This is a genomic window from Flavobacterium sp. PL12 (genome assembly GCF_039123485.1).
GTDB lineage: Bacteria > Bacteroidota > Bacteroidia > Flavobacteriales > Flavobacteriaceae > Flavobacterium > Flavobacterium weaverense.
This window is the reverse complement of the sequence record NZ_JBANDI010000014.1, coordinates 74,474-93,996: the sequence shown is the minus strand read 5'-3', so window position 1 is coordinate 93,996 and position 19,523 is coordinate 74,474. Positions and strand designations below refer to the sequence as shown.

At 33.0% G+C, this 19,523-nt stretch carries 20 protein-coding genes; 10 read left to right on the top strand and 10 right to left on the bottom strand.

The genetic code is table 11. The annotated features are described in order from the left end of the window. Positions 1–225 precede the first annotated feature (225 nt). The gene (locus tag RCH19_RS08445) at positions 226–687 is read left to right on the top strand and encodes a CHRD domain-containing protein (RefSeq protein ID WP_343022851.1); all 462 of its coding nucleotides are present in this window, start codon (positions 226–228) and stop codon (positions 685–687) included. A gap of 124 nt (positions 688–811) precedes the next feature. Here the strand turns inward: RCH19_RS08445 and RCH19_RS08440 are convergent, their stop codons facing one another. Both RCH19_RS08440 and folP read right to left on the bottom strand, forming a co-directional pair. Then, positions 812–1,447, bottom strand: coding sequence for a hypothetical protein (locus RCH19_RS08440; RefSeq protein ID WP_343022850.1), 636 nt, complete (start codon positions 1,445–1,447; stop codon positions 812–814). Positions 1,448–1,449: 2 nt separating this feature from the next. Continuing rightward, positions 1,450–2,274 (bottom strand): dihydropteroate synthase, encoded by an 825-nt coding sequence (gene folP / locus RCH19_RS08435; RefSeq protein ID WP_343022849.1) that lies wholly within the window; start codon positions 2,272–2,274, stop codon positions 1,450–1,452. 89 nt (positions 2,275–2,363) lie between these two features. Here folP and RCH19_RS08430 point away from each other — a divergent pair, with 89 nt between their 5' ends. The 8 genes from RCH19_RS08430 to RCH19_RS08395 all read left to right on the top strand — a co-directional run bounded on the left by RCH19_RS08430 (position 2,364) and on the right by RCH19_RS08395 (position 8,975). Beyond that, positions 2,364–2,909 carry a DUF1599 domain-containing protein gene (locus tag RCH19_RS08430; protein ID WP_121925384.1) on the top strand — a complete coding sequence of 182 codons (546 nt, stop codon included), beginning with the start codon at positions 2,364–2,366 and terminating at the stop codon, positions 2,907–2,909. A gap of 93 nt (positions 2,910–3,002) precedes the next feature. Further along, positions 3,003–4,103 (top strand): BT_3928 family protein, encoded by a 1,101-nt coding sequence (locus RCH19_RS08425; RefSeq protein ID WP_343022848.1) that lies wholly within the window; start codon positions 3,003–3,005, stop codon positions 4,101–4,103. Positions 4,104–4,357: 254 nt separating this feature from the next. Next, on the top strand, positions 4,358–4,852 hold the full coding sequence (locus RCH19_RS08420; RefSeq protein ID WP_343022847.1) for a TlpA disulfide reductase family protein: 495 nt from the start codon (positions 4,358–4,360) through the stop codon (positions 4,850–4,852). Between the two features lie 49 nt (positions 4,853–4,901). After that, entirely contained in the window at positions 4,902–5,654 is a 753-nt protein-coding gene (gene tpiA, locus RCH19_RS08415) for a triose-phosphate isomerase (protein ID WP_343022846.1), read from the top strand. 107 nt (positions 5,655–5,761) lie between these two features. Then, positions 5,762–6,595, top strand: a complete 834-nt coding sequence (prmA, locus tag RCH19_RS08410; RefSeq protein WP_343022845.1) for a 50S ribosomal protein L11 methyltransferase — start codon at positions 5,762–5,764, stop codon at positions 6,593–6,595. 45 nt (positions 6,596–6,640) lie between these two features. After that, entirely contained in the window at positions 6,641–6,916 is a 276-nt protein-coding gene (locus tag RCH19_RS08405) for an ATP-dependent Clp protease adaptor ClpS (protein WP_343022844.1), read from the top strand. 95 nt (positions 6,917–7,011) lie between these two features. After that, positions 7,012–8,292, top strand: a complete 1,281-nt coding sequence (locus RCH19_RS08400; RefSeq protein ID WP_343022843.1) for a sterol desaturase family protein — start codon at positions 7,012–7,014, stop codon at positions 8,290–8,292. Then, positions 8,292–8,975: a lysoplasmalogenase gene (locus RCH19_RS08395; protein WP_343022842.1), complete on the top strand. Its 684-nt coding sequence runs from the start codon at positions 8,292–8,294 to the stop codon at positions 8,973–8,975. Before RCH19_RS08400 ends, RCH19_RS08395 begins: the two co-directional genes overlap by 1 nt. Before the next feature lie 78 nt (positions 8,976–9,053). Here the strand turns inward: RCH19_RS08395 and RCH19_RS08390 are convergent, their stop codons facing one another. Further along, entirely contained in the window at positions 9,054–11,333 is a 2,280-nt protein-coding gene (locus tag RCH19_RS08390) for a family 20 glycosylhydrolase (RefSeq protein WP_343022841.1), read from the bottom strand. 162 nt (positions 11,334–11,495) lie between these two features. On the opposite strand from RCH19_RS08390, the gene RCH19_RS08385 reads away from it, so the two are divergent. Continuing rightward, positions 11,496–12,269, top strand: a complete 774-nt coding sequence (locus tag RCH19_RS08385; protein ID WP_343022840.1) for a DeoR/GlpR family DNA-binding transcription regulator — start codon at positions 11,496–11,498, stop codon at positions 12,267–12,269. Here the strand turns inward: RCH19_RS08385 and RCH19_RS08380 are convergent. The 7 genes from RCH19_RS08380 to RCH19_RS08350 are packed head-to-tail and all read right to left on the bottom strand — an operon-like array spanning position 12,266 to position 19,497. Further along, the gene (locus RCH19_RS08380; RefSeq protein ID WP_343022839.1) at positions 12,266–13,336 is read right to left on the bottom strand and encodes a membrane dipeptidase; all 1,071 of its coding nucleotides are present in this window, start codon (positions 13,334–13,336) and stop codon (positions 12,266–12,268) included. The genes RCH19_RS08385 and RCH19_RS08380 overlap by 4 nt on opposite strands. An 11-nt stretch (positions 13,337–13,347) precedes the next feature. After that, positions 13,348–14,463 carry a D-TA family PLP-dependent enzyme gene (locus RCH19_RS08375; protein ID WP_343022838.1) on the bottom strand — a complete coding sequence of 372 codons (1,116 nt, stop codon included), beginning with the start codon at positions 14,461–14,463 and terminating at the stop codon, positions 13,348–13,350. A 6-nt stretch (positions 14,464–14,469) separates the two neighbouring features. Next, positions 14,470–15,117 carry an aldolase gene (locus RCH19_RS08370; protein WP_343022837.1) on the bottom strand — a complete coding sequence of 216 codons (648 nt, stop codon included), beginning with the start codon at positions 15,115–15,117 and terminating at the stop codon, positions 14,470–14,472. Positions 15,118–15,129: 12 nt separating this feature from the next. After that, positions 15,130–16,155 (bottom strand): sugar kinase, encoded by a 1,026-nt coding sequence (locus RCH19_RS08365; protein ID WP_343022836.1) that lies wholly within the window; start codon positions 16,153–16,155, stop codon positions 15,130–15,132. 10 nt (positions 16,156–16,165) lie between these two features. Beyond that, positions 16,166–16,633, bottom strand: coding sequence for a RidA family protein (locus RCH19_RS08360; protein WP_121925396.1), 468 nt, complete (start codon positions 16,631–16,633; stop codon positions 16,166–16,168). A gap of 4 nt (positions 16,634–16,637) precedes the next feature. Then, on the bottom strand, positions 16,638–17,960 hold the full coding sequence (locus tag RCH19_RS08355; RefSeq protein ID WP_343022835.1) for a gluconate:H+ symporter: 1,323 nt from the start codon (positions 17,958–17,960) through the stop codon (positions 16,638–16,640). Between the two features lie 10 nt (positions 17,961–17,970). Continuing rightward, the gene (locus tag RCH19_RS08350; protein ID WP_343022834.1) at positions 17,971–19,497 is read right to left on the bottom strand and encodes a SusD/RagB family nutrient-binding outer membrane lipoprotein; all 1,527 of its coding nucleotides are present in this window, start codon (positions 19,495–19,497) and stop codon (positions 17,971–17,973) included. Between the last annotated feature and the right edge of the window lie 26 nt (positions 19,498–19,523).

The following is a 19,523-nucleotide window of genomic DNA, read 5'->3' as shown; positions in this document are numbered from 1 at the left end:
GTCTCTAACTATGATTCAATATATTAATAAGTTCATATTTAACAGACCAATAAATAATATTAAAATACAAATCAATTAATTACACCCAACGGGTTTTCTTTAATTATTTTTTGTAATATAAATCCTATTTATAAAGTTAAACAATAAATAATTTCGTGTTAAATAGAAATAAATGTTTGAAAAACACTTCTAAATTTACTTCAACTTAATTTTAAATACTTAGTAATGAAAAACTTAATTCGATTTTTTGCAATTTCAATTTGTGTGCTAACTTTCATATCTTGTGACAATGACAATGATTCAAATGATGGCCCAAATGTTACAACTTTTACTGCTAATCTAAGTGGTGAAAACGAAGTGCCTGCCAATAGCTCAGCAGCTAAAGGAACTGCGACTCTTACATTTAACAACACTACAAACACGTTTACTATCAACGTTACTCATAACCTAACGTCAGCTGTAGCTGGACATATTCATATGGGTGCTGCTGGTACTAACGGCGCTGTTATTTTTCCTTTTACAAGTGCTGGTTCACCTATTACGTTTACAAGTGTTGCGTTAACGACTGCACAAGAAGTAGATCTAAAAGCAAACTTAAACTATGTTAATTTACATAGTACTGCTTTTGCTGGTGGAGAAATTAGAGGTCAACTTATTAAAGGTGCTACCACAGGCGGAAGTAAGTAAACTTTGTATCAGAAAATTAAAAAATCTTACTTTATTTTAAAAATAGATTAAGATTTTTTTTTGGGAATTAGAAACTTAAAATTGAGTTCATTTAAGTATATACATTTTGATAGAGAAACTACTTTTAAAAAATGAACTCCTGATTCTCATCAAAACTCAACTCTTTTTTATTTAGTTTAATATTTTTTATGAAAACCTTACTATTTATGTAAGATCCATAACTTATGTTTTTATCAAAGCATAATATGAAAGTAGTTTCATATTCAATTTTTATATTATTCAGATATTCTTCTAATTTCAATTTTGAAACTACGGAGTCATTTACTTCTAACCTATCTTTATAAAAACAGATTTTTAAACCTTCCTTAGTCGGTTTCTCCATTTTATAATAAACGTTTGTAAAAGGTATGAAAGCTAAATTTTTCCCGATTGTATCAGCATATGAATAATAATTTTCTGCTTTTTCATTCTTGTGGGCTTTTTCTTCACGCTTTTTCTGCTGAAGCTTAATCACGTGAGGAATTACTAAACGCAACGGTAAACGCCTATCAATATTAAGAATCCAATTAGTAGAAATAATACTGTTCTTACGATTTAATTCAGCTGTAGTATCTTTTCCGTTCGCTCGAAAAAAGAGATAAATCGGAGATAAATCGTCAATGTTTTTCACAATTGTAGTAGCCGCTTTTGGCAACAATACATCTTCTTTATTTCCACAAGAAAAGAGCATGATAAAAGTAATAAGAGTAAAATACTTCATTTTTAATTATTTATTTTATTGAATAAGGTAACACATTCCACCGCTTCTTTTACATCATGGACTCGGATAATTTTAGCGCCTTTAGTCAATGCCAGAGTATTTAGCACTGTAGTACCATTTAAAGAATCCTTTATGTCAATATCAAGCGATTTGTAAATCATTGATTTTCTTGAAACACCTGCAAGTAATGGTAAATCTAAAATTTTAAATAAATCTAGTTTTTGAAAAACCTCATAGTTTTGTTCTAAAGTTTTGGCAAAACCAAAACCTGGATCTATAATTAAATCATTAATTCCGAATTTTCTAGCAGCAGCAACTCTTTCTGAAAAGTAAAACAACATTTCTTTTACGATATCATTATAGTTTGTCATCGTTTGCATCGTTTGTGGAGTCCCGCGCATATGCATCATTATGTACGGCACATTGAATTTACCTACCGTTTCCAACATTTTTTTATCTAGCATTCCCGCCGAAATATCGTTGATAATCGCCGCGCCACTTTTAAGGGCAATCGCTGCAACTTCACTTCTAAAAGTGTCAATTGATAAAAAGCTGTCAGGAAAGTGCTTAAGGATTAATTCTACAACAGGAACTATTCTCGAAATTTCTTCTGTTTCTGAAACAAAATCAGCATTCGGCTTACTAGAATAAGCACCAACATCGATAAAGCTAGCACCATCAAGTAGCATTTTTTCTACTTGGTATAGAATTTCGGATTCGCTTTTATACTTTCCGCCATCGTAAAAAGAGTTGGGCGTGACATTTAAAATTCCCATTACTTTAGGACTCGATAAATCAACCAATATGCCTTTGCAGTTAATAGTCATTCGTTTATTGTTTAATAGACATCAAAATTCTGTAGTCAAAAATATTATTCCTATTTTTGAAAAAATTTGAATACAAATATACATCAATAATGAAGAATACTTCAAAGGAATATGACACAGTAATTACTACTTGTCGTACACTGTTTATTAATAAAATGAAAGATTATGGATGCGCTTGGCGTATTTTAAGGCTACCCTCATTGACTGATCAAATCTATATCAAAGCACAGCGAATTAGAAGTTTACAAGAAAATGAAATTCGCAAAGTGGATGAAGATGAAACAGGTGAATTTATTGGGATTATCAATTATTCGATCATGGCATTAATACAACTAGAAATAGGTGTAGCTGAGCAGCCAGATTTAAGCGTTGAAAAAGCAACTCAATTATATGATGAAAAAGTAGCATTGACAAAAGAATTAATGCAAAATAAAAATCACGATTACGGGGAAGCTTGGCGCGAAATGCGAGTAAGTTCACTAACAGATTTGATTTTGCAAAAACTACTTCGTGTCAAACAAATTGAAGATAATAAAGGAAAGACTTTAGTGTCTGAAGGAATCGACGCTAATTACCAAGATATGATTAACTACTCAATTTTCGCTTTGATTTTAATGGGTTTTGGAAATAAGTAAGTTTTTACTTTAGTAAAATCCTAGAAAAGGTAAATCAACTACTAAAATTTGTGCCTCTGTGAATTCGTGGCAATGAAAAATAAAAAAATAAAAATGAAAAACATAATAACTCAATTTTCTAGAATATTTGTTGGAATATTATTCATCATCTCTGGATTAATAAAATTAAACGATCCTTTAGGATTCTCTTACAAGCTTGCAGAATATTTTAGCGAGCCAGTATTCAATATGCCTTTTTTCGTACCGTTCTCACTAGCGATTGCTTTAATTTTAGTGATTTTAGAAGTAGTTTTAGGTATCATGCTACTGATTGGCTTTAAAACAAAATTTACGGTTTGGAGTTTACTAATTTTAATAGTAATGTTTACATTCCTAACTTTTTATTCAGCATATTTTAATGTTGTGAAAGATTGTGGCTGTTTTGGAGATGCTTTGAAACTAACACCTTGGGAATCTTTTACAAAGGATATAGTACTGTTATTTTTTATTCTTATATTATATTTTAATCAAAATCTAATCAATCCTTTGTTTAAAAATAACATTCAAAACATTATTATTTACGCCAGTATTGTATTATGCTCACTTATGGGAGTTGTAGTGCTTAATCATTTACCGCTTATTGATTTTAGACCATTCAAATTAGGAAATAATATTCCAGAGGGAATGCAAATTCCTGATGATGCTGAAAAATCAGTTGTTGAAATGGTTTTCATCTATAAAGTGGCAGGTATAAATAAAGAATTTACTGAAAACGAACTAGCAAATATTCCAGAAGATGCTGTATTTGTTGATCGAAAAGACAAAGTTATTACAGAAGGTTATGTTCCTCCTATTCATGATTTTACAATGGAAAAAGATGACACTGACTACACTGCAGAATTTATGGACGCACCAAAAGTACTGCTGATAGTGGCTTACGATTTAGTAAATGCTGATAAAGATGGATTAGCTAAAATGGAAAAACTGTATCTTCAAGCCAAAGCTAAAGGATATAAAGTTGGAGGAATGACTGCTTCTACTCCAGAGCAAATTGCTGCAGTAAAAAAAGAATTTGCTTTAACATTTGACTTCTATTTCTGTGATGCAATTACTTTAAAAACGATTGAAAGAGCAAATCCTAGTATTATTATATTAGAAAAAGGAACAATTATGCAGAAATTACACCATAACGATTTAAAAGATTTAGAGCTTTAAAGCTTTAAATACTATTTAAATTAATTAAAAAGGATATAGATTGTAGTTACTATTTACTAGAGCTATAAACTATATCCTTTTCTGTTTTTCTTACAATACATTTCTTTTTCCATAATTTTAAATAAGTATAATTATATTACTTATCAACTATAACGTTAATAGTGTGGTATTTTCGAATCATAGATAGTAAAAAAACTACAATCCCTTACCATGGTTCAAATTGTTTGTTTAGCTTTGTTAAAAACAACATTGAAATGAAAAAAATAATATTTGCTCTAATTGCTTTTACGACATTTTCTTGTTCGAAAGCTCAAAAGACAGAATTCTCAAAAGAAGCACTATCTGAAACTTTACTTGCTACTGATGGAAGTCAAGTGGCTTTCAAAAACATTTTAAAAAAATATAAAGGAAAAACTTTAGTGATCGAAGTTTGGGCGTCATGGTGCGGTGATTGTGTCAAAGCAATGCCTAAAATCAAGGAACTTCAAGCTAAAAATCCTAAAGCAGGATATCTTTTTATCTCTATGGATAAAACCGCTGAACAGTGGAAAAATGGAATTGAAAAGCACGAAATAAAAGGAGATCATTTTATGGCAAATGACCAGATGAAAGGCGTATTTGCAAAAGCTTTAAACGTGGATTGGATTCCAAGATATATCATTGTAGACAAAAAAGGAAAAATTGTTCTTTACCGCGCAATAGAAACAGATTTTGATAAGATTAATGAAATCGTAGCAAAATTGAAATAGAAAGAACAAATATTAATTTCGAAAGAAAAAACAATATAACACAAACATAATGAGAAAGAAGATTGTTGCAGGAAACTGGAAAATGCATAAAAATGCAGAGCAAACTGAAGATTTACTAAATGAATTGATCGCAAAAATGCCAACTGAAACTGACGCACAAGTTATCGTTGCTCCTACTTTTGTTAATTTGGCTTCAGCCGTAGATCATTTAGAGTTTACAAATATTGATGTTGCCGCACAAAATGTTCACCAAGCTGAAGCTGGCGCTTTTACTGGTGAGATTTCTGCAGATATGCTAAAGAGTGTTGGAGTAAATACTGTTATATTAGGTCACTCTGAACGTAGAGCTATTTTCCATGAAACAGATGCATTAATCGCTAATAAAGTTGATACAGCATTAGAGCACGACATGACTGTAATCTTCTGTTTTGGTGAAGAATTAAAAGATCGCCAATCGAAAAGTCATTTTAACATTGTTGAAAATCAGTTAAAAGATGGTCTTTTTCATATCCAAGCAAAGCAATGGGTAAATGTTGTTTTGGCATACGAACCAGTTTGGGCAATAGGAACAGGAGAAACCGCTTCTCCAGAGCAAGCTCAAGAAATGCATGAGTTTATTAGACAGACTGTCCGTACTGCTTTTGGTATCGAAATCGCAGATAACGTTTCAATTCTTTACGGTGGAAGCGTAAAACCTGACAATGCTAAAGAGATTTTCTCTAAGCCAGATGTTGACGGAGGTTTAATAGGCGGAGCAGCTTTAAAAGCTGAAGATTTTGTTGCGATTGTAAACGCGATTTAAAAATTCTAAATAAAATTTAAATAGAGGTTTGAAAGTATTCAAACCTCTTTTTTTTGTTTTCATTATTCAATAGAATTAGATAATGCTACCTTTGCAAAAAAAAGAGCATGTCAAACATATATATTGGATATCATTTTACAATCGAGCCTAAAGAATTAGGTTCAGAAATACTAATTGCTGAGCTAGGGGAAAAAGCATTTGAAAGCTTTACCGAGACAGAGAAAGGAATTTCAGCTTTCGTTCAAAAAGATTTGTGGGATGAAATGATTCTTGACGGCATCCGAATTTTAGAATCTGATGAATTTAAAATTGAATATACTTTCGAAGAAATCGAACAAGTAAATTGGAATGAAGAATGGGAAAAGAATTTTGAAGCAATCGATGTTGATGGAAATTGTCACGTTCGTGCTCCTTTTCATCCAAAAACAGCTGCCGAATTTGATATCGTAATTGAGCCAAAAATGAGTTTTGGAACTGGTCACCATGAAACTACACACATGATGATTCAGCATCTTTTAGAAATTGATGTCACTGGAATGAAAACACTTGATATGGGTTGCGGAACTGCAATTTTAGCAATTTTAGCTGAGATGAAAGGCGCTCAGCCTATTGACGCTATTGATATTGACAATTGGTGTTACTTAAACTCTATCGAAAATGCAGAACGCAATAACTGCAAGCACATTACAGTTTACGAAGGAGAAGCAGCGCTATTAAAAGATAAAAAATACGATTTGATTATTGCTAATATCAACCGCAATATTTTGTTGAACGACATGCAAAGTTATGTTGATTGTTTAAATTCAGGTGGAACCCTACTTTTAAGCGGTTTTTACAACGAAGATATTCCAGTAATCGATGCGTCATGTACTGAAAAAGGATTGACTTACGTTAAAAAATTTGAAAGAAACAATTGGGTATCTTTAAAATATGTAAATTAGTGTAACTATTTTTTTTATTAATTACGAAAGTATAAACAATACAAAATGAGTACTAAAGAAAAAGTAAGAGAGCGAGTAAGTGTCAAAGAGGCTGTTCAATTAGACAACGAAATCATAGTTTACAATGATGATGTGAATACATTTGACCACGTAATAGAGACTTTAATGCGTGTTTGCGAGCATACTCCTGAACAAGCAGAACAATGTTCTCTTATTATACATTACAATGGAAAATGCACCGTAAAAACAGGTTCATTTGAAAGATTAAAACCACAATGCACACAATTATTAGAAGCAGGATTAAATGCTGAGATAATTTAAAAAGCTAGAGCTCCTTTCTAGAAATAATTTACTGTAAATAATAATAAAACACTTTCTTTTATCATATATTTGATAAAAGAAAGTGTTTTTTTTTTATGGAAGAATATGGAAAAATTCTGGTTTTTGTAATGCCTATTTTTTTAATCTTAATAATTATTGAGAAAATTTACGGACATTACAAAGGAGAAGATTCTTCTCCTAATATGGATTCTGTTTCAAGTGTAAGCTCTGGAATGGTAAATTCCGTAAAAGATGTTTTGGGGATAAGTATCACACTAGTTTCCTACGACTGGATCGTTTCCAAGATCGCTTTATTCCAGTTAGATGCAACATTCCTAACCTACTTGATAGGTTTTATAGTTATCGATTTCTATGGTTACTGGAGTCATCGCCTATCGCACCAAATCAATTTTTTATGGAATAAACATGCGATTCATCACAGCAGCGAAGAATTTAATTTGGCTTGTGCTTTACGCCAGACTGTTTCTAGCTTTGTCAATCTATTTACTTTCCTTTTAATTCCGGCTGCAGTTATCGGTGTTCCTGCCAAAGTTATTGCAATCACAATTCCAATACATCTATTTTTGCAATTTTGGTATCATACCAAGCATATCAAAAAAATAGGTTTTCTTGAAAATATTTTAGTTTCCCCTTCTCACCATAGAGTGCATCATGCCATTAATCCAGAATATATGGATAAGAACCATTCACAAATATTTATTTTTTGGGATAAATTATTTGGTACTTTTCAAGAAGAGTTAGATGCTATTCCTCCGGTGTATGGTATTACAAGACCAGCACGAACTTGGAACCCCATTCGCATCAATTTTCAGCATTTAGGATTATTAATTACAGATGCTTGGCGCGCTGAAAAGTGGCAAGACAAATTTATGATTTGGTTTAAACCAACCGGCTGGCGACCAGAAAATTTCGAAACTAAGTATCCAGTAGCAAAAATAACTGATGTTTATAATTTTGAAAAATATGGATTTCAATATTCAAAAAAGTTAATGTACTGGTCTATTTTCCAAGCTGCTTTCACTTTACTATTGATTACGTATATGTACAATTCAATTGCAGTAATAGGATTGCCAAATGTATTTATTTACGGAGCTTTTATTTTTCTCAGTGTTTACAGTTATACAGAGTTAATGGATGCGCGAAAAATTTCACTTGCTTGGGAAAGTCTACGTTTTGTATTTGGTATTGGATTACTAATTTACTTTGGAGACTGGTTTGGTATTGATGCTTCCTTTCCTTTTGCAACCTCTATCATTATCGGTTATCTTATTTTGTCTCTTTTTATTACTTTATACTTTACAACTACTAATTTTCAAAAATCAAAAATGCTACAATCCCAAACTCAAAAAATTTAATGAAAACTACTATCATTTTGAAAAGCTTTATAGCTTTCAGTATCTTTTATTTGATTTTAACTCTTTTAGGAAGAGATGATATTACATCTTTTCTAAAACCATTTTTGATTCCTTTTCTAATTGTAGCAGTATACTTTCACGATAACTTTAAAAGCAAAAAAATCCTTTTAATTGCATTAGTTTTTTCATGGATTGGAGATATTATATTATTATTTTCCAATAAAGCAGAAATCTATTTTATGGGTGGACTTTTTGCTTTCCTCCTATCACATATATTCTTTATCCTACTGTTCAATAAACAACTTAAAATGTATTTAAAGAAAAGCAAGATTATTTATTGGATAGGAATTACAGCTATTATTGTTTACTTGATAGCCATAATGCTTATTTTAATGCCAAATCTTGGTGAACTAATTCTCCCTGTATTTATTTATGCAATGACAATTTCAATCATGTTATTGTTTGCGCTGAAAGGTTTTATGAATTGGGAAAAACCTGCGAACACATACATTTTTATTGGAGCATTAATTTTTGTGGCGTCAGACAGTCTTTTAGCATTTGATAAATTTTATGCACTACTGCAATACAGCTCATTTCTTATAATGCTAACATACTTATTAGCACAGTATTTAATAGTCATAGGTATTTTAAAATTAAATAAAAAAAAGCTGCAAATTCTGTAGAATATGCAGCTTTCAGCTCGTAAAAGTTAGAATTGAAAAAAACACAATTTAAAAGCTTAATGTGCAACTGAATAAAAACTATTCATAAAATAAATCTGAAGGACTAATTTCTTGTTTGTTCCCGCCTTCTTGCTTTATAAAGCACTGCAATGCAGCACTTCCTGCGGCATCAAAATACGATATGGAAATCTTATGATAACCTTTTTCTAGATAAGCTGCTCCAAAAGCTTCATTTATCCAATGTCTACCATCATTATCAACAATTACTTCATCACCAATTATAATTTTGGCTCCATCGTCTGCAATGCAAGAGAAAGTATAATTTGCAGTTTCTGGAATATAAATATATCCATTCAGTTTTAATCCGAAGTAGCGAATCTCTTTTTGCTTAAATGAGTTAATGCTAATTACATCAGTGTAAATACCAGAACGTGTTGGCTTAGCAAAATCGATTTCATTTGTCTGATTAAAAAAGTCTTGATAATAATCATATTTCAAACCTTGTTTTTTAGGCTTTATTATTAATGCTTTCATAATTTCAGAATTTTTAACCAGCGTTTTAGTGATTGAACTTTTTAGACCAGATTCACTTATTTGGACTGTTTTTATTGTTCTATACTCGCCTTTCGGAATTGTAATATTTACTGGGTTTTTATATAAAACACTTGTCTGATCGGGCTTGAATCCATCGATTGAATAAAATATTTTACCATTCTTAATACTTGGTTCCAAATCTAAAATAAATCTTGAAGCCACCATTGCGGTATCTTTAGATTTATATGGAGATGGAACTTTATACAAGTTTTTATTCTTTTCCAATTTACTTAAATGATGTGGTACAGCCTGTAAAGTAAAGTTATCGTAATTCTTAATTTCAGTATTTGTCCACGCAATTTCGGCCAAGGCAAAAACTCTTGGATAGAGCATATAGTTTAATTTTGCAGGACTCGTAAGATATTCCGACCATAAATTTGCTTGAACTCCCACAATGTATTTTTGCTCATCAACAGTCAAACTATCCACTGGAGTTGGATTATAATCATAGACTTCTTCTGTGGTAGTCAATCGACCAACACTTAAGGGTTCATTTAAAGAAAACCCTTGATTATGATCAAAATAAACGTAATCTTCGGGAGTCATAATTACAGGATGCTTTTGCTTTGCCGCAGCAATTCCTCCTTGTTCTCCACGCCATGACATCACCGCTGCATTTGGCGCAAGCCCACCTTCTAGAATTTCGTCCCAACCAAAAATTTGTCTACCTTTTGCATTTAGCGATTTCTCTATTCTTTTGATAAAATAACTTTGCAATTCATGTTCGTCCTTTAACCCTAATTCTTTTATTCTTTTCTGACAATTAGGACAGACTTTCCATTTTGTTTTTGGACACTCATCACCACCAATATGAATATATGTACTTGGAAAAAGTGCTAATACTTCTTCAAGAACATCCTCTAAAAACTCAAAAGTTTCTTCTTTTCCTGCGCAAAAAACATCCTCAAAAACGCCCCATGTTTCAATAACTTTAAAATCATTAGAAGGAAAGCACGCTAATGAAGGATAAGCGGCTACAGCTGCAGAAGCGTGACCAGGCATCTCTATTTCTGGTATTACATTTACATGTCTTTCTGTTGCAAATTGAACGACTTCCTTAATTTCTTCTTGCGTATAAAAGCCACCGTATGGATTTCCATCAAAAAATAATGGAAAACGCTCAAATTTATTTCCAACTAAAGTTTGTGCTCTTTTTGATCCAATTTCTGTCAGTTTTGGATATTTTTTGATTTCGATGCGCCAGCCTTGATCATCTGTTAAATGCCAATGAAAATTATTTAATTTATAAAATGCCATTTGGGAAATAATTTCTTTAATAACATCTTTAGAAAAAAAATGTCTGCTCACGTCTAGATGCAATCCTCTGTAAGAGTATCTAGGCTCATCTTTAATAATTACGGAAGGTAATTTTAAAACACCATCATTAGGCAACATTTGTAAAATGCTTTGAACGGCATAAAACAGGCCTTTGTCTTTTCCAGAAATTCTAATTCCATCTTTAGAAACAGTCAATTTATAACCTTCCATGTTAGTAACAGATTTGTCTATCGTCGAAATATAAACGTTGAATGCTTTGCCTTTTTTATTAGATTTAGCATTAAAAATTCGCTCCATAATTTGCGCTGATTTCTTTTCACTTGCGCTAGAAACATTCTTCTCAAAAATTATTTTGACCGTTCCATTTATAGCAACACTATCTCCAGTTACTTGGTAGAAGTTAGGAGCCGGAATTATAGTTGATCCTTTTTGAGCGATCGCAAAATTGAAAACAAATAATGCTATTAATATGATGGTTTTTTTCATGATTTTAAATAAATAAATTTAATATTGGTTTACAAATGCAAAAAAATAGCATCTAGTTAAAAAACTTGAAAACATTCTTTCTACACTGATTTTTAAAAGCTAAGACTCTTTTTATTTGATGTCAAAATGAAATAGTATTATATTTGTTACAAATAAATCACAATGATAGCAACTGAAATTGCAAATTATACTAAAGAGGAACGTAAGAATTATATTTTAAAATTAATAAATCTACACACTCGCGTTAGCTTTGACGCACTTGCTGTTCAACTTTTTGTATCTGAAGACACTATCAGACGAGATATTAATGAACTTGAATCAGATTCCTTGGTGATTAAAGTTAAAGGAGGAGCTATGACTAAATCATACCACCACTCCTCTTCATCTGAAACGTACGCTAATGAACACAAGCAAATAATTGCTAGAAAAACCATAAGTCTTGTAAAAGATGGTATGATTTTACTCATTGGCGGCGGAACAACAATTCGCGAATTTATCAAAATGATTCCTGACGAATTAAACCTTACCATTTTTACCGTAAATGTCTTATCAGCTGTTGAGTTATTAGACAAACCTAATATCAAAACTATTATGATAGGTGGTTATATTTCTCCTTATAGCCAAATGACAATTAGTGGAGACGTCTATGCCCAACTTGCCCATATAAAAGCGGATCTATTAATCTTAGGAACGAATGCTTTAGATATCGATGGTGGATTTTCTGATTCAGACTGGGAAACAGTACAAGTCAAAAAAGCAATGTTACAAGCTTCAACTAAAAGTGCTATTCTTACTATTTCAGAAAAATTAAATACAGTTCAAAAAATGAAAATAGCCAACTTATCCGAAGTTGATTACGTCGTTACCGAAGTTGATATCACTCACGAAAAACTCCAAACCTATTTAAAAGCAGTTCCTAGTTTGACCTTTATTTAATCCCAATGTTTCATTAGAAAGTCAATCCAGTTTTGATGAAATATTTTCTTTAAATCCAACTCTGAATAGCCATTATTTCTAAAAATCACAACTAATTTCTGTAAATCAGCAATTGTATTTAAATCGTATGGAGTTTGCTCAGTACCGAAAGCGCCATCGAGATCTGAACCAATACCTATATGATTAGCATTTCCTGCCAACTGGCAAATGTGATCCATATGCTTAAAAGCAACTTCTAAATTGCACTGCATTCCTAGCGGTGTAGATTCTCCTCTTACCCAATTAGGAACCATCATCCACGCATCCAATGCACCACCAATCACTGAACCTTTAGCAATTAATGTTTTTATTTGCTCATCATCATACTGCCGATTGTGATTTACAAGCGTTCTGCAATTGTTGTGGCTCGCCCAGATAGGTCCATTATAGAGATCCATTGCTTGCCAAAAAGCATCGTCACACAAATGAGTTGCGTCCAAAATGATATTTAAGCGTTCCATTTCTTGTAATAGTTCAATTCCGTTCTGCTTCATTTTACCAGTTGAATCAGTTCCATTTGCATAACGACCTGGACCATAATGTGCCGGTCCTATCGCCCTCAAACCATCATTATACGCTCTTTCTAAATAAGAAATATCAACGATAGAATCTGCTCCTTCTAAGCTTAAAATATAGCCAATTGCTTTTTTATCATTAGGCTTACCATCATTCCACAAAGCAAGATGTTCTTGCAAAGTTTTCTTGTTCGTTATTTGCTTCATTTCGCCCAGAGCTTCCATCTCTTTATACCAAGCCAGTTGGCCTTGCGTTTGAGCCCATGCTTGTTGCGGTGAATTCCAACCTGGAATTAAACTATCTGGTTTTACAAAACGCGCAATTTGGGTAGCAACAACAATTCCTATATTTCCTTTGCGCAAGTCTGGCAAAGAAACAGTGGCTCTCTCGCGATCTGGTTTATCCGTCATTCCTTTTTCTAAAAGTCGTAAGGTTTCAACGTTCATTCTTATATCTCTATTCCATTCCATAGCATTCATGCTAAGATCAAGATGGGCATCTATGATAAACATACCGGTTTTATTTAAAAATTAATTTTTCTTTTTCTAGCTTCTATAGACCATTGCTCACTAATATTACGTTCCTCATTTACAATTTGCGCAGTGTCATACAAATTACATGTTGGACAAATGTGATACGGCAAAGCATACACAATGTCACCAATTGAATACCTATTTTGTCCCGTATTTTCTAAAACTAAATGCTCCTCTGAATGCGATATAGGAATTAAACTTTTATCATTAAGAATTAAAATTCTCTTTTCTAATGCATTTTCAGAAGCGACAGCTTTATAGCCAAGATCTATGCATATTGTTTTAGCTGTTGGTTTTGATATTACTGTTGCAACAACTACAGCAGCTGGAACAAATTGTTGCTCTGGAAGTTGCAATTGATAATTGGTATCCCAAAAAACAAATGTTCCAGGACTGCATTCAACATTATCAATCTGTGAGTAAAACGGAAAGGTATTAGAGCCGCCAGCGACAATCTTGAGCTTACGAGCAATCTTTTTTTCTAAATTTTTCACTTTTTCATTAATCGGATGAAATATTTCCGCTGCTTTTTCAGCACGCTCTTCAACAGTTCCTTTTATATGACCGTCGTAGATATGAACTCCAAAAAATCTAATGTTAGGAAATGCTGCTATTTTCAAAACTAAGGTTTCCCAATCCTCTTTATAATCAAAACCTGTTCGATCCATTCCAGTGTTGAGATCTAAGTAAAGATTCAAAATAAGGTTGTTCTTTACTGCTAGATTAGATAATTGTTCTGTGATGTCCGATGAATCAACTACAGTTGAAAAAACATTTTTAGGATAATTTTGAATCAATTGTATCCATCTATTTTGTTTTTCTCCCGTTAGCTGATAAGCCAAAAGAATATCATCCATATTATGAATTGCCGATAATTCAGCTTCTGCAATTGTAGCGCACTTTACTTTCTTTATCCCTACATTTTTGAATAAATTCAGGACTTCACCCATCTTATGCGTTTTCACATGCGGACGCAACTTGTCTGCATCATGAGCAACCGCTAAAAGTAAAGTAGCAATATTGTCCCAAACCCTACTTTTATAAATTGCTAAAAAAGGAGTATCTACTGCGATTCTTGATTCTATCTCCCACCAATTATTTTTCATACTCTTTTAATTTCGTGCTTCTTCAATAACGGCAATCAAATTTTTAAATTTAGACAAAGCAGTGTCATACGTTAAAGTCACTAATTCTTTTTTCGAAAACAAATGTGAACCTACACCAACACAAATGACACCTGCTGAAAACCATTTTCTCAAATTTTCTACGTCTAAAGTGACTCCTCCTGTTGGCATTAACTTCAAATTTGGAAACGGAGCGCGAATCGCCTTTACATAACTCGCACCACCAATCTCATCAGCTGGAAAAAGCTTAACAATATCAGCCCCTAATTTATTTGCGTTCAATACCTCATTCAACGTTGCTGCGCCAGGAATCCAATATACTTTATTTTCAATACAATATGCTCCAATATCAGGATCTGTATGCGGACAAACAATAGAATCTGCTCCTAAACAATGATATAATCTTGCTTGCTCCACAGACAACATTGAACCAACGCATATTTTAATATCTAATTTATTTTCTTGCTTAAAGGCGATCATCTCTTCGAAAACTCTTTTAGAGTCTTCAGATCTCGCGGCATACTCAATCGCTTTTATTCCAGCGTCTGCTGCAGCTCGCAAAACAATTTTAGCAATGTGACTATCGACTTGGGTGATTAGCGGCAAAACGCCCTGTCTTTTTAATATTTCGTACATTTTTTTCTTTTATTATCTCCCTATTCTATTACTGACTCCTTCTTTCAAAAAATGCTTAACCTCATCGATTCCCGTAATAGCAAAATCTCCAGGCACACTTTGCTTTATAACACCGCAAGCAGTTGCCCATTCTATAATTTCTTGTGGTTCTAGATTATTCATTAGACCATAAAGTAAACCAGCAGTAAAAGCATCTCCAGAACCTATTTGATCTGTAACCAAATGTATTTTGTGTTGCTGTGATTCATACATGACATTATCATTCATCAACATAGCTGAGTAAGTATGTGTCAAGCCTTCTGATTTTCTAAAACTCATCGCTAAAGTTTCTAAGTGCGGCATGTGTTTTTTTAATTCTAAATAGGCTTTTTCAAATCGCAGGCTGTCTTTTTCTTTTTTATCGGTTTTAATACCAAAATAGATTTCTACTGCATCTAAATCCGCTACTGTAATTCTACTAAACTGTAGTAATTCTGGCATAATTTCAGCAGGTTTTTTTCCATATTGCCATAATTTACTTCGATAATTAAAGTCAGAAGAAATTACTAATCCTTTTTCATGCGCTAACAAAATACCCTGTTTACAAACTTCTGCAGCTTTCTGAGAAATAGCAGGACTAATTCCAGACCAATGAAAATGAGTTGCTTGTTCGAATGCTTTCTGCCAATTAACATCTTCTTTTTGTATTGTCGAGAAAGAAGAATTACTTCGGTCGTAAATTACTTGCGTTTGTCTAATTTGATTTCCGTTTTCGACAAAATACAAACCCATTCGCTCTCCGCCAAAACTACAATTAGAAACATTTACGTTGTATTTTTTTAATTCATTTACTGCTAATGTGGCCAAATCATTAGCTGGAATTCTAGTTAAAAATTCAGTTTCAACTCCAAGCTGAGATAGTAATACACACACATTTGCTTCAGCTCCACCAATCTGAACTCTAAAGTCATTAGTCTGCGAAAATCGGAAACCATTTGTAGTGCTCATTCGGAGTAATAATTCTCCTATGGTTAGCAATTTCATTTTATTTTCAACCATTTTTGATCTTTTAAAATAATTCGAATAATGCCTCAACCTCAACAGGAATATTGTCTGGAAGCGAACCCATCCCTACGGCGCTTCTTACTCCTATACCGTTTTCTGTTCCCCAAACTTCAGCAAATAATTCGCTGCAACCATTGATAATGTACGGATGCTGCAAAAATTCAGAATTGCAGTTCACCATTCCAAAAACCTTTACAACTCTTTTCACTGCGTTTAGACTTCCAAAATTGGTTACAATAGTTGAGAGAATTGTTAAACCAACTTGTCTAGCTGCTAATTTCCCTTCATCTGAATCCAAATCGTCCCCAATTCTTCCAATTATTAATGACTTATCATCCCGTACTGGTCCGTGACCAGAGACATATAAATATTTGCCATCAACAAGAAAAGGCTTGTAAATCCCAAGAGGTTTTGGCGCGGGCGGTAAGGTTAATGATAACGATTCAAATTTCTCTTGTGGTGATAAATTCATGCTATTAATGTATAAAAATGTTTAAAATAAAGACAAAAACAATACCTAGTATTGATACAAATGATTCCATCAGCGTCCATGACTTAAAAGTGTCTTTTAGACTGACATTAAAATATTCTTTGAACATCCAAAAGCCAGGATCGTTTACATGCGAGCACATTAAACTTCCAGCTCCTATGGAAAGAACTAACAAATTAGGATCTACAGAATGATTGCCTAACAGCGGTAATAAAACACTAGCAGTCATAAGTCCAGCAGCGGTTGCTGAGCCAATACTTACTCTAACAATTGCCGTAATAAGCCAAGCTAACAAATAAGGATGGATATTTACTTGCAGAAAATAATCTACAATATCTTGACTAACTCCGCTTACCATCATGACTTCTTTTAAGCTTCCTGCTCCACCAATAATTAATAAAATCAGCGCAATTTCCTTAATAGCAGATCCATAATCCTCCATGATGCTTTTCATGTTTTTACCGAGCTTTAATCCTAAAGTGTACGTACATAAAATCAAGGAAATTAGCATTGCAATTACAGGATCACCAATGATTTCACATGCAACTTTTACATCTTGATTTTTAATTATAAAAGGAATTATGGAAGTTGCACTTAAAAGAAATACAGGAAACAAGGATGACAAAATACTCACAATAAAACTTGGTTGCTGGTCTGCTGATACAGAAGTTTCACTAAATGAAAATGCGGATTCTCCTGGCAAAGATTTTATATTTTTCAAAAAATTGGAGAAAAACAATCCTGCAATCAAGATAGTAGGAATTGAAATTAAAAATCCATAAATTAAAACTAAACCTAGATCGGCATCAAGCATTTTAGTCAAAGCCATAGGAGAAGGATGCGGTGGCAAAAATCCATGCGCCACTGATAGAGAAGCTAACATTGGAATTGCGATATACACTCTAGGCAATTTGAATTGATGGGCAACTGAAAAAATCAACGGAACTAAAAGCACAAATCCCACGCTATAAAATAATGGAATACCTACTATAAATCCGGTAATCATTAATCCTGTTCGCACATATTTTTTGCCAGTCTTTTTCATTATCGAATTGGCGATAACTGTCGCAGCTCCAGACGTAGAAGTTAATTTCCCAATACAGGCTCCTAAAACAATGATCAAAGTGACAGCGCCCAGCATATCTCCCATTCCTTTTTGAACAGTTTGGGTGATTGTCATTACTGGCAGGCCTAACAGCAGACCTGCTAATAATGATGTAACTATAAAAGCAATAAACGGATTTATCTTGAAGCTTGTGATTAGCAAAACCAAAAAAAGAATACATCCAATAAGAATTACAATGCTCATATTTTATATTTTATTTGTCCCACCACATTTTGGTTGTAAACGTATCTGCACCTTGACGCGCTACTGCATCAGTGTAACTTTTTGTGTTAACTGCAGCCTCCGTAGAAGGATATTTTAATCTTCTTGGTATCACTCCATTCGTAACATTTCCAGGAAAATTTACTGGTGTTAAAATAGGATATCCAGTTCTCCTCCAGTTTGCGTATACTTCTTGCTCATCTATGAATAGAGCAATCCAAACTTGAGTATGAATTTGATTCATCTTGGCATCTAAACTTCCTGCAACATTGTATGGATTAGCAAGTAAATATGGAGTTGCATTATTTATAGCGTAACTAGAACCATAAATCCCTGCGTTTAAAAACGAAGCTTTTACTGCATTCTCATATAAGTTTTTATCTGTATCACCGGTAAACCATCCCCTTGCTGCCGCTTCTGCCATATATAAATGAGTTTCAGCATTACTAAGGATTACTAACGGTGCATCCAAACGGAATACTGTTTGTTGATTTGGTTCCGAATAAGTTCCTTGATCTGCTGCTGACGGAGCATTTTTTAATCCATTAGGAAAACCTTTTTGAATAGCAGGACTATTATCCTGATTTGTACCAACCCAAACACCGGAGTAAACGCTAATTCTTGGATCTGAAGTTGCTTTTAGAACATCAATGAACGTTTTAGCTAGCTTTCCTCCCTCAGTATTCTTCTGTCCAAAGGAATTCGCAGAAAAATCATTTATTCTGCTATCTAAGGCTGCTGGGTTTTTATTAAAATCTTTGGGTCCGTTTGTATATTTCAAAAGTGCATTATCATCACTGTTAACAATTACTCCTCCTGCAATTGCTTTCTGCACCCAAGCTTTAGACAATGCAGGATCCACCTTTGACAAACGCAATCCTAAACGCAACATTAAAGAATAAGAAAACTTTTTCCATTTAGTCACATCACCTTGGTAAATTAAATCAGCGCTCCCAAGACTAGGTTTAGAAGGATCTAATGCAACTGCCGCTTCATCTAACTCTTTTAATAAATCCTTATAAATGCTCTCTTGACTATCATATTTTGGTGTGAAGATTAAATTCGTTGAGCCTTTCGAAGCATCAAAATAGGGAACATCACCATACAAATCCGTTATCCTATGAAAAACATACGCTTTCCAAATCCTAGCTATTGTAAACTTATTGCTATCCTCTGGTTTTACACTAAAAATTTTCGCAGCCATTGCCACTTCATTAACGGCAGTTACATAAGTCAAATTAAAATAAGGATTATAATAAACTGAATTGTCTAAATACTTGTCTCCCACTCCCGAAGCCTCTTTATAAGTAGCATAATGCTGTACTAGACCTCCACACTCCAACACAGAAGTGTAAAAATAATTATTATTGAATGCATCTAATTGCGATGAACTAAATAAAAAATTAGGATTAGCATTCTCCACAGTATTTGGGTTTGTGTTAATCTCCTCAAAATCTTTTGTACAAGAGGTCATGCTTAGCACAAAAACACCTGTAATATATAAAATTGTTCTTTTCATTTTTTTAAAATTTTAAATCTATTTTT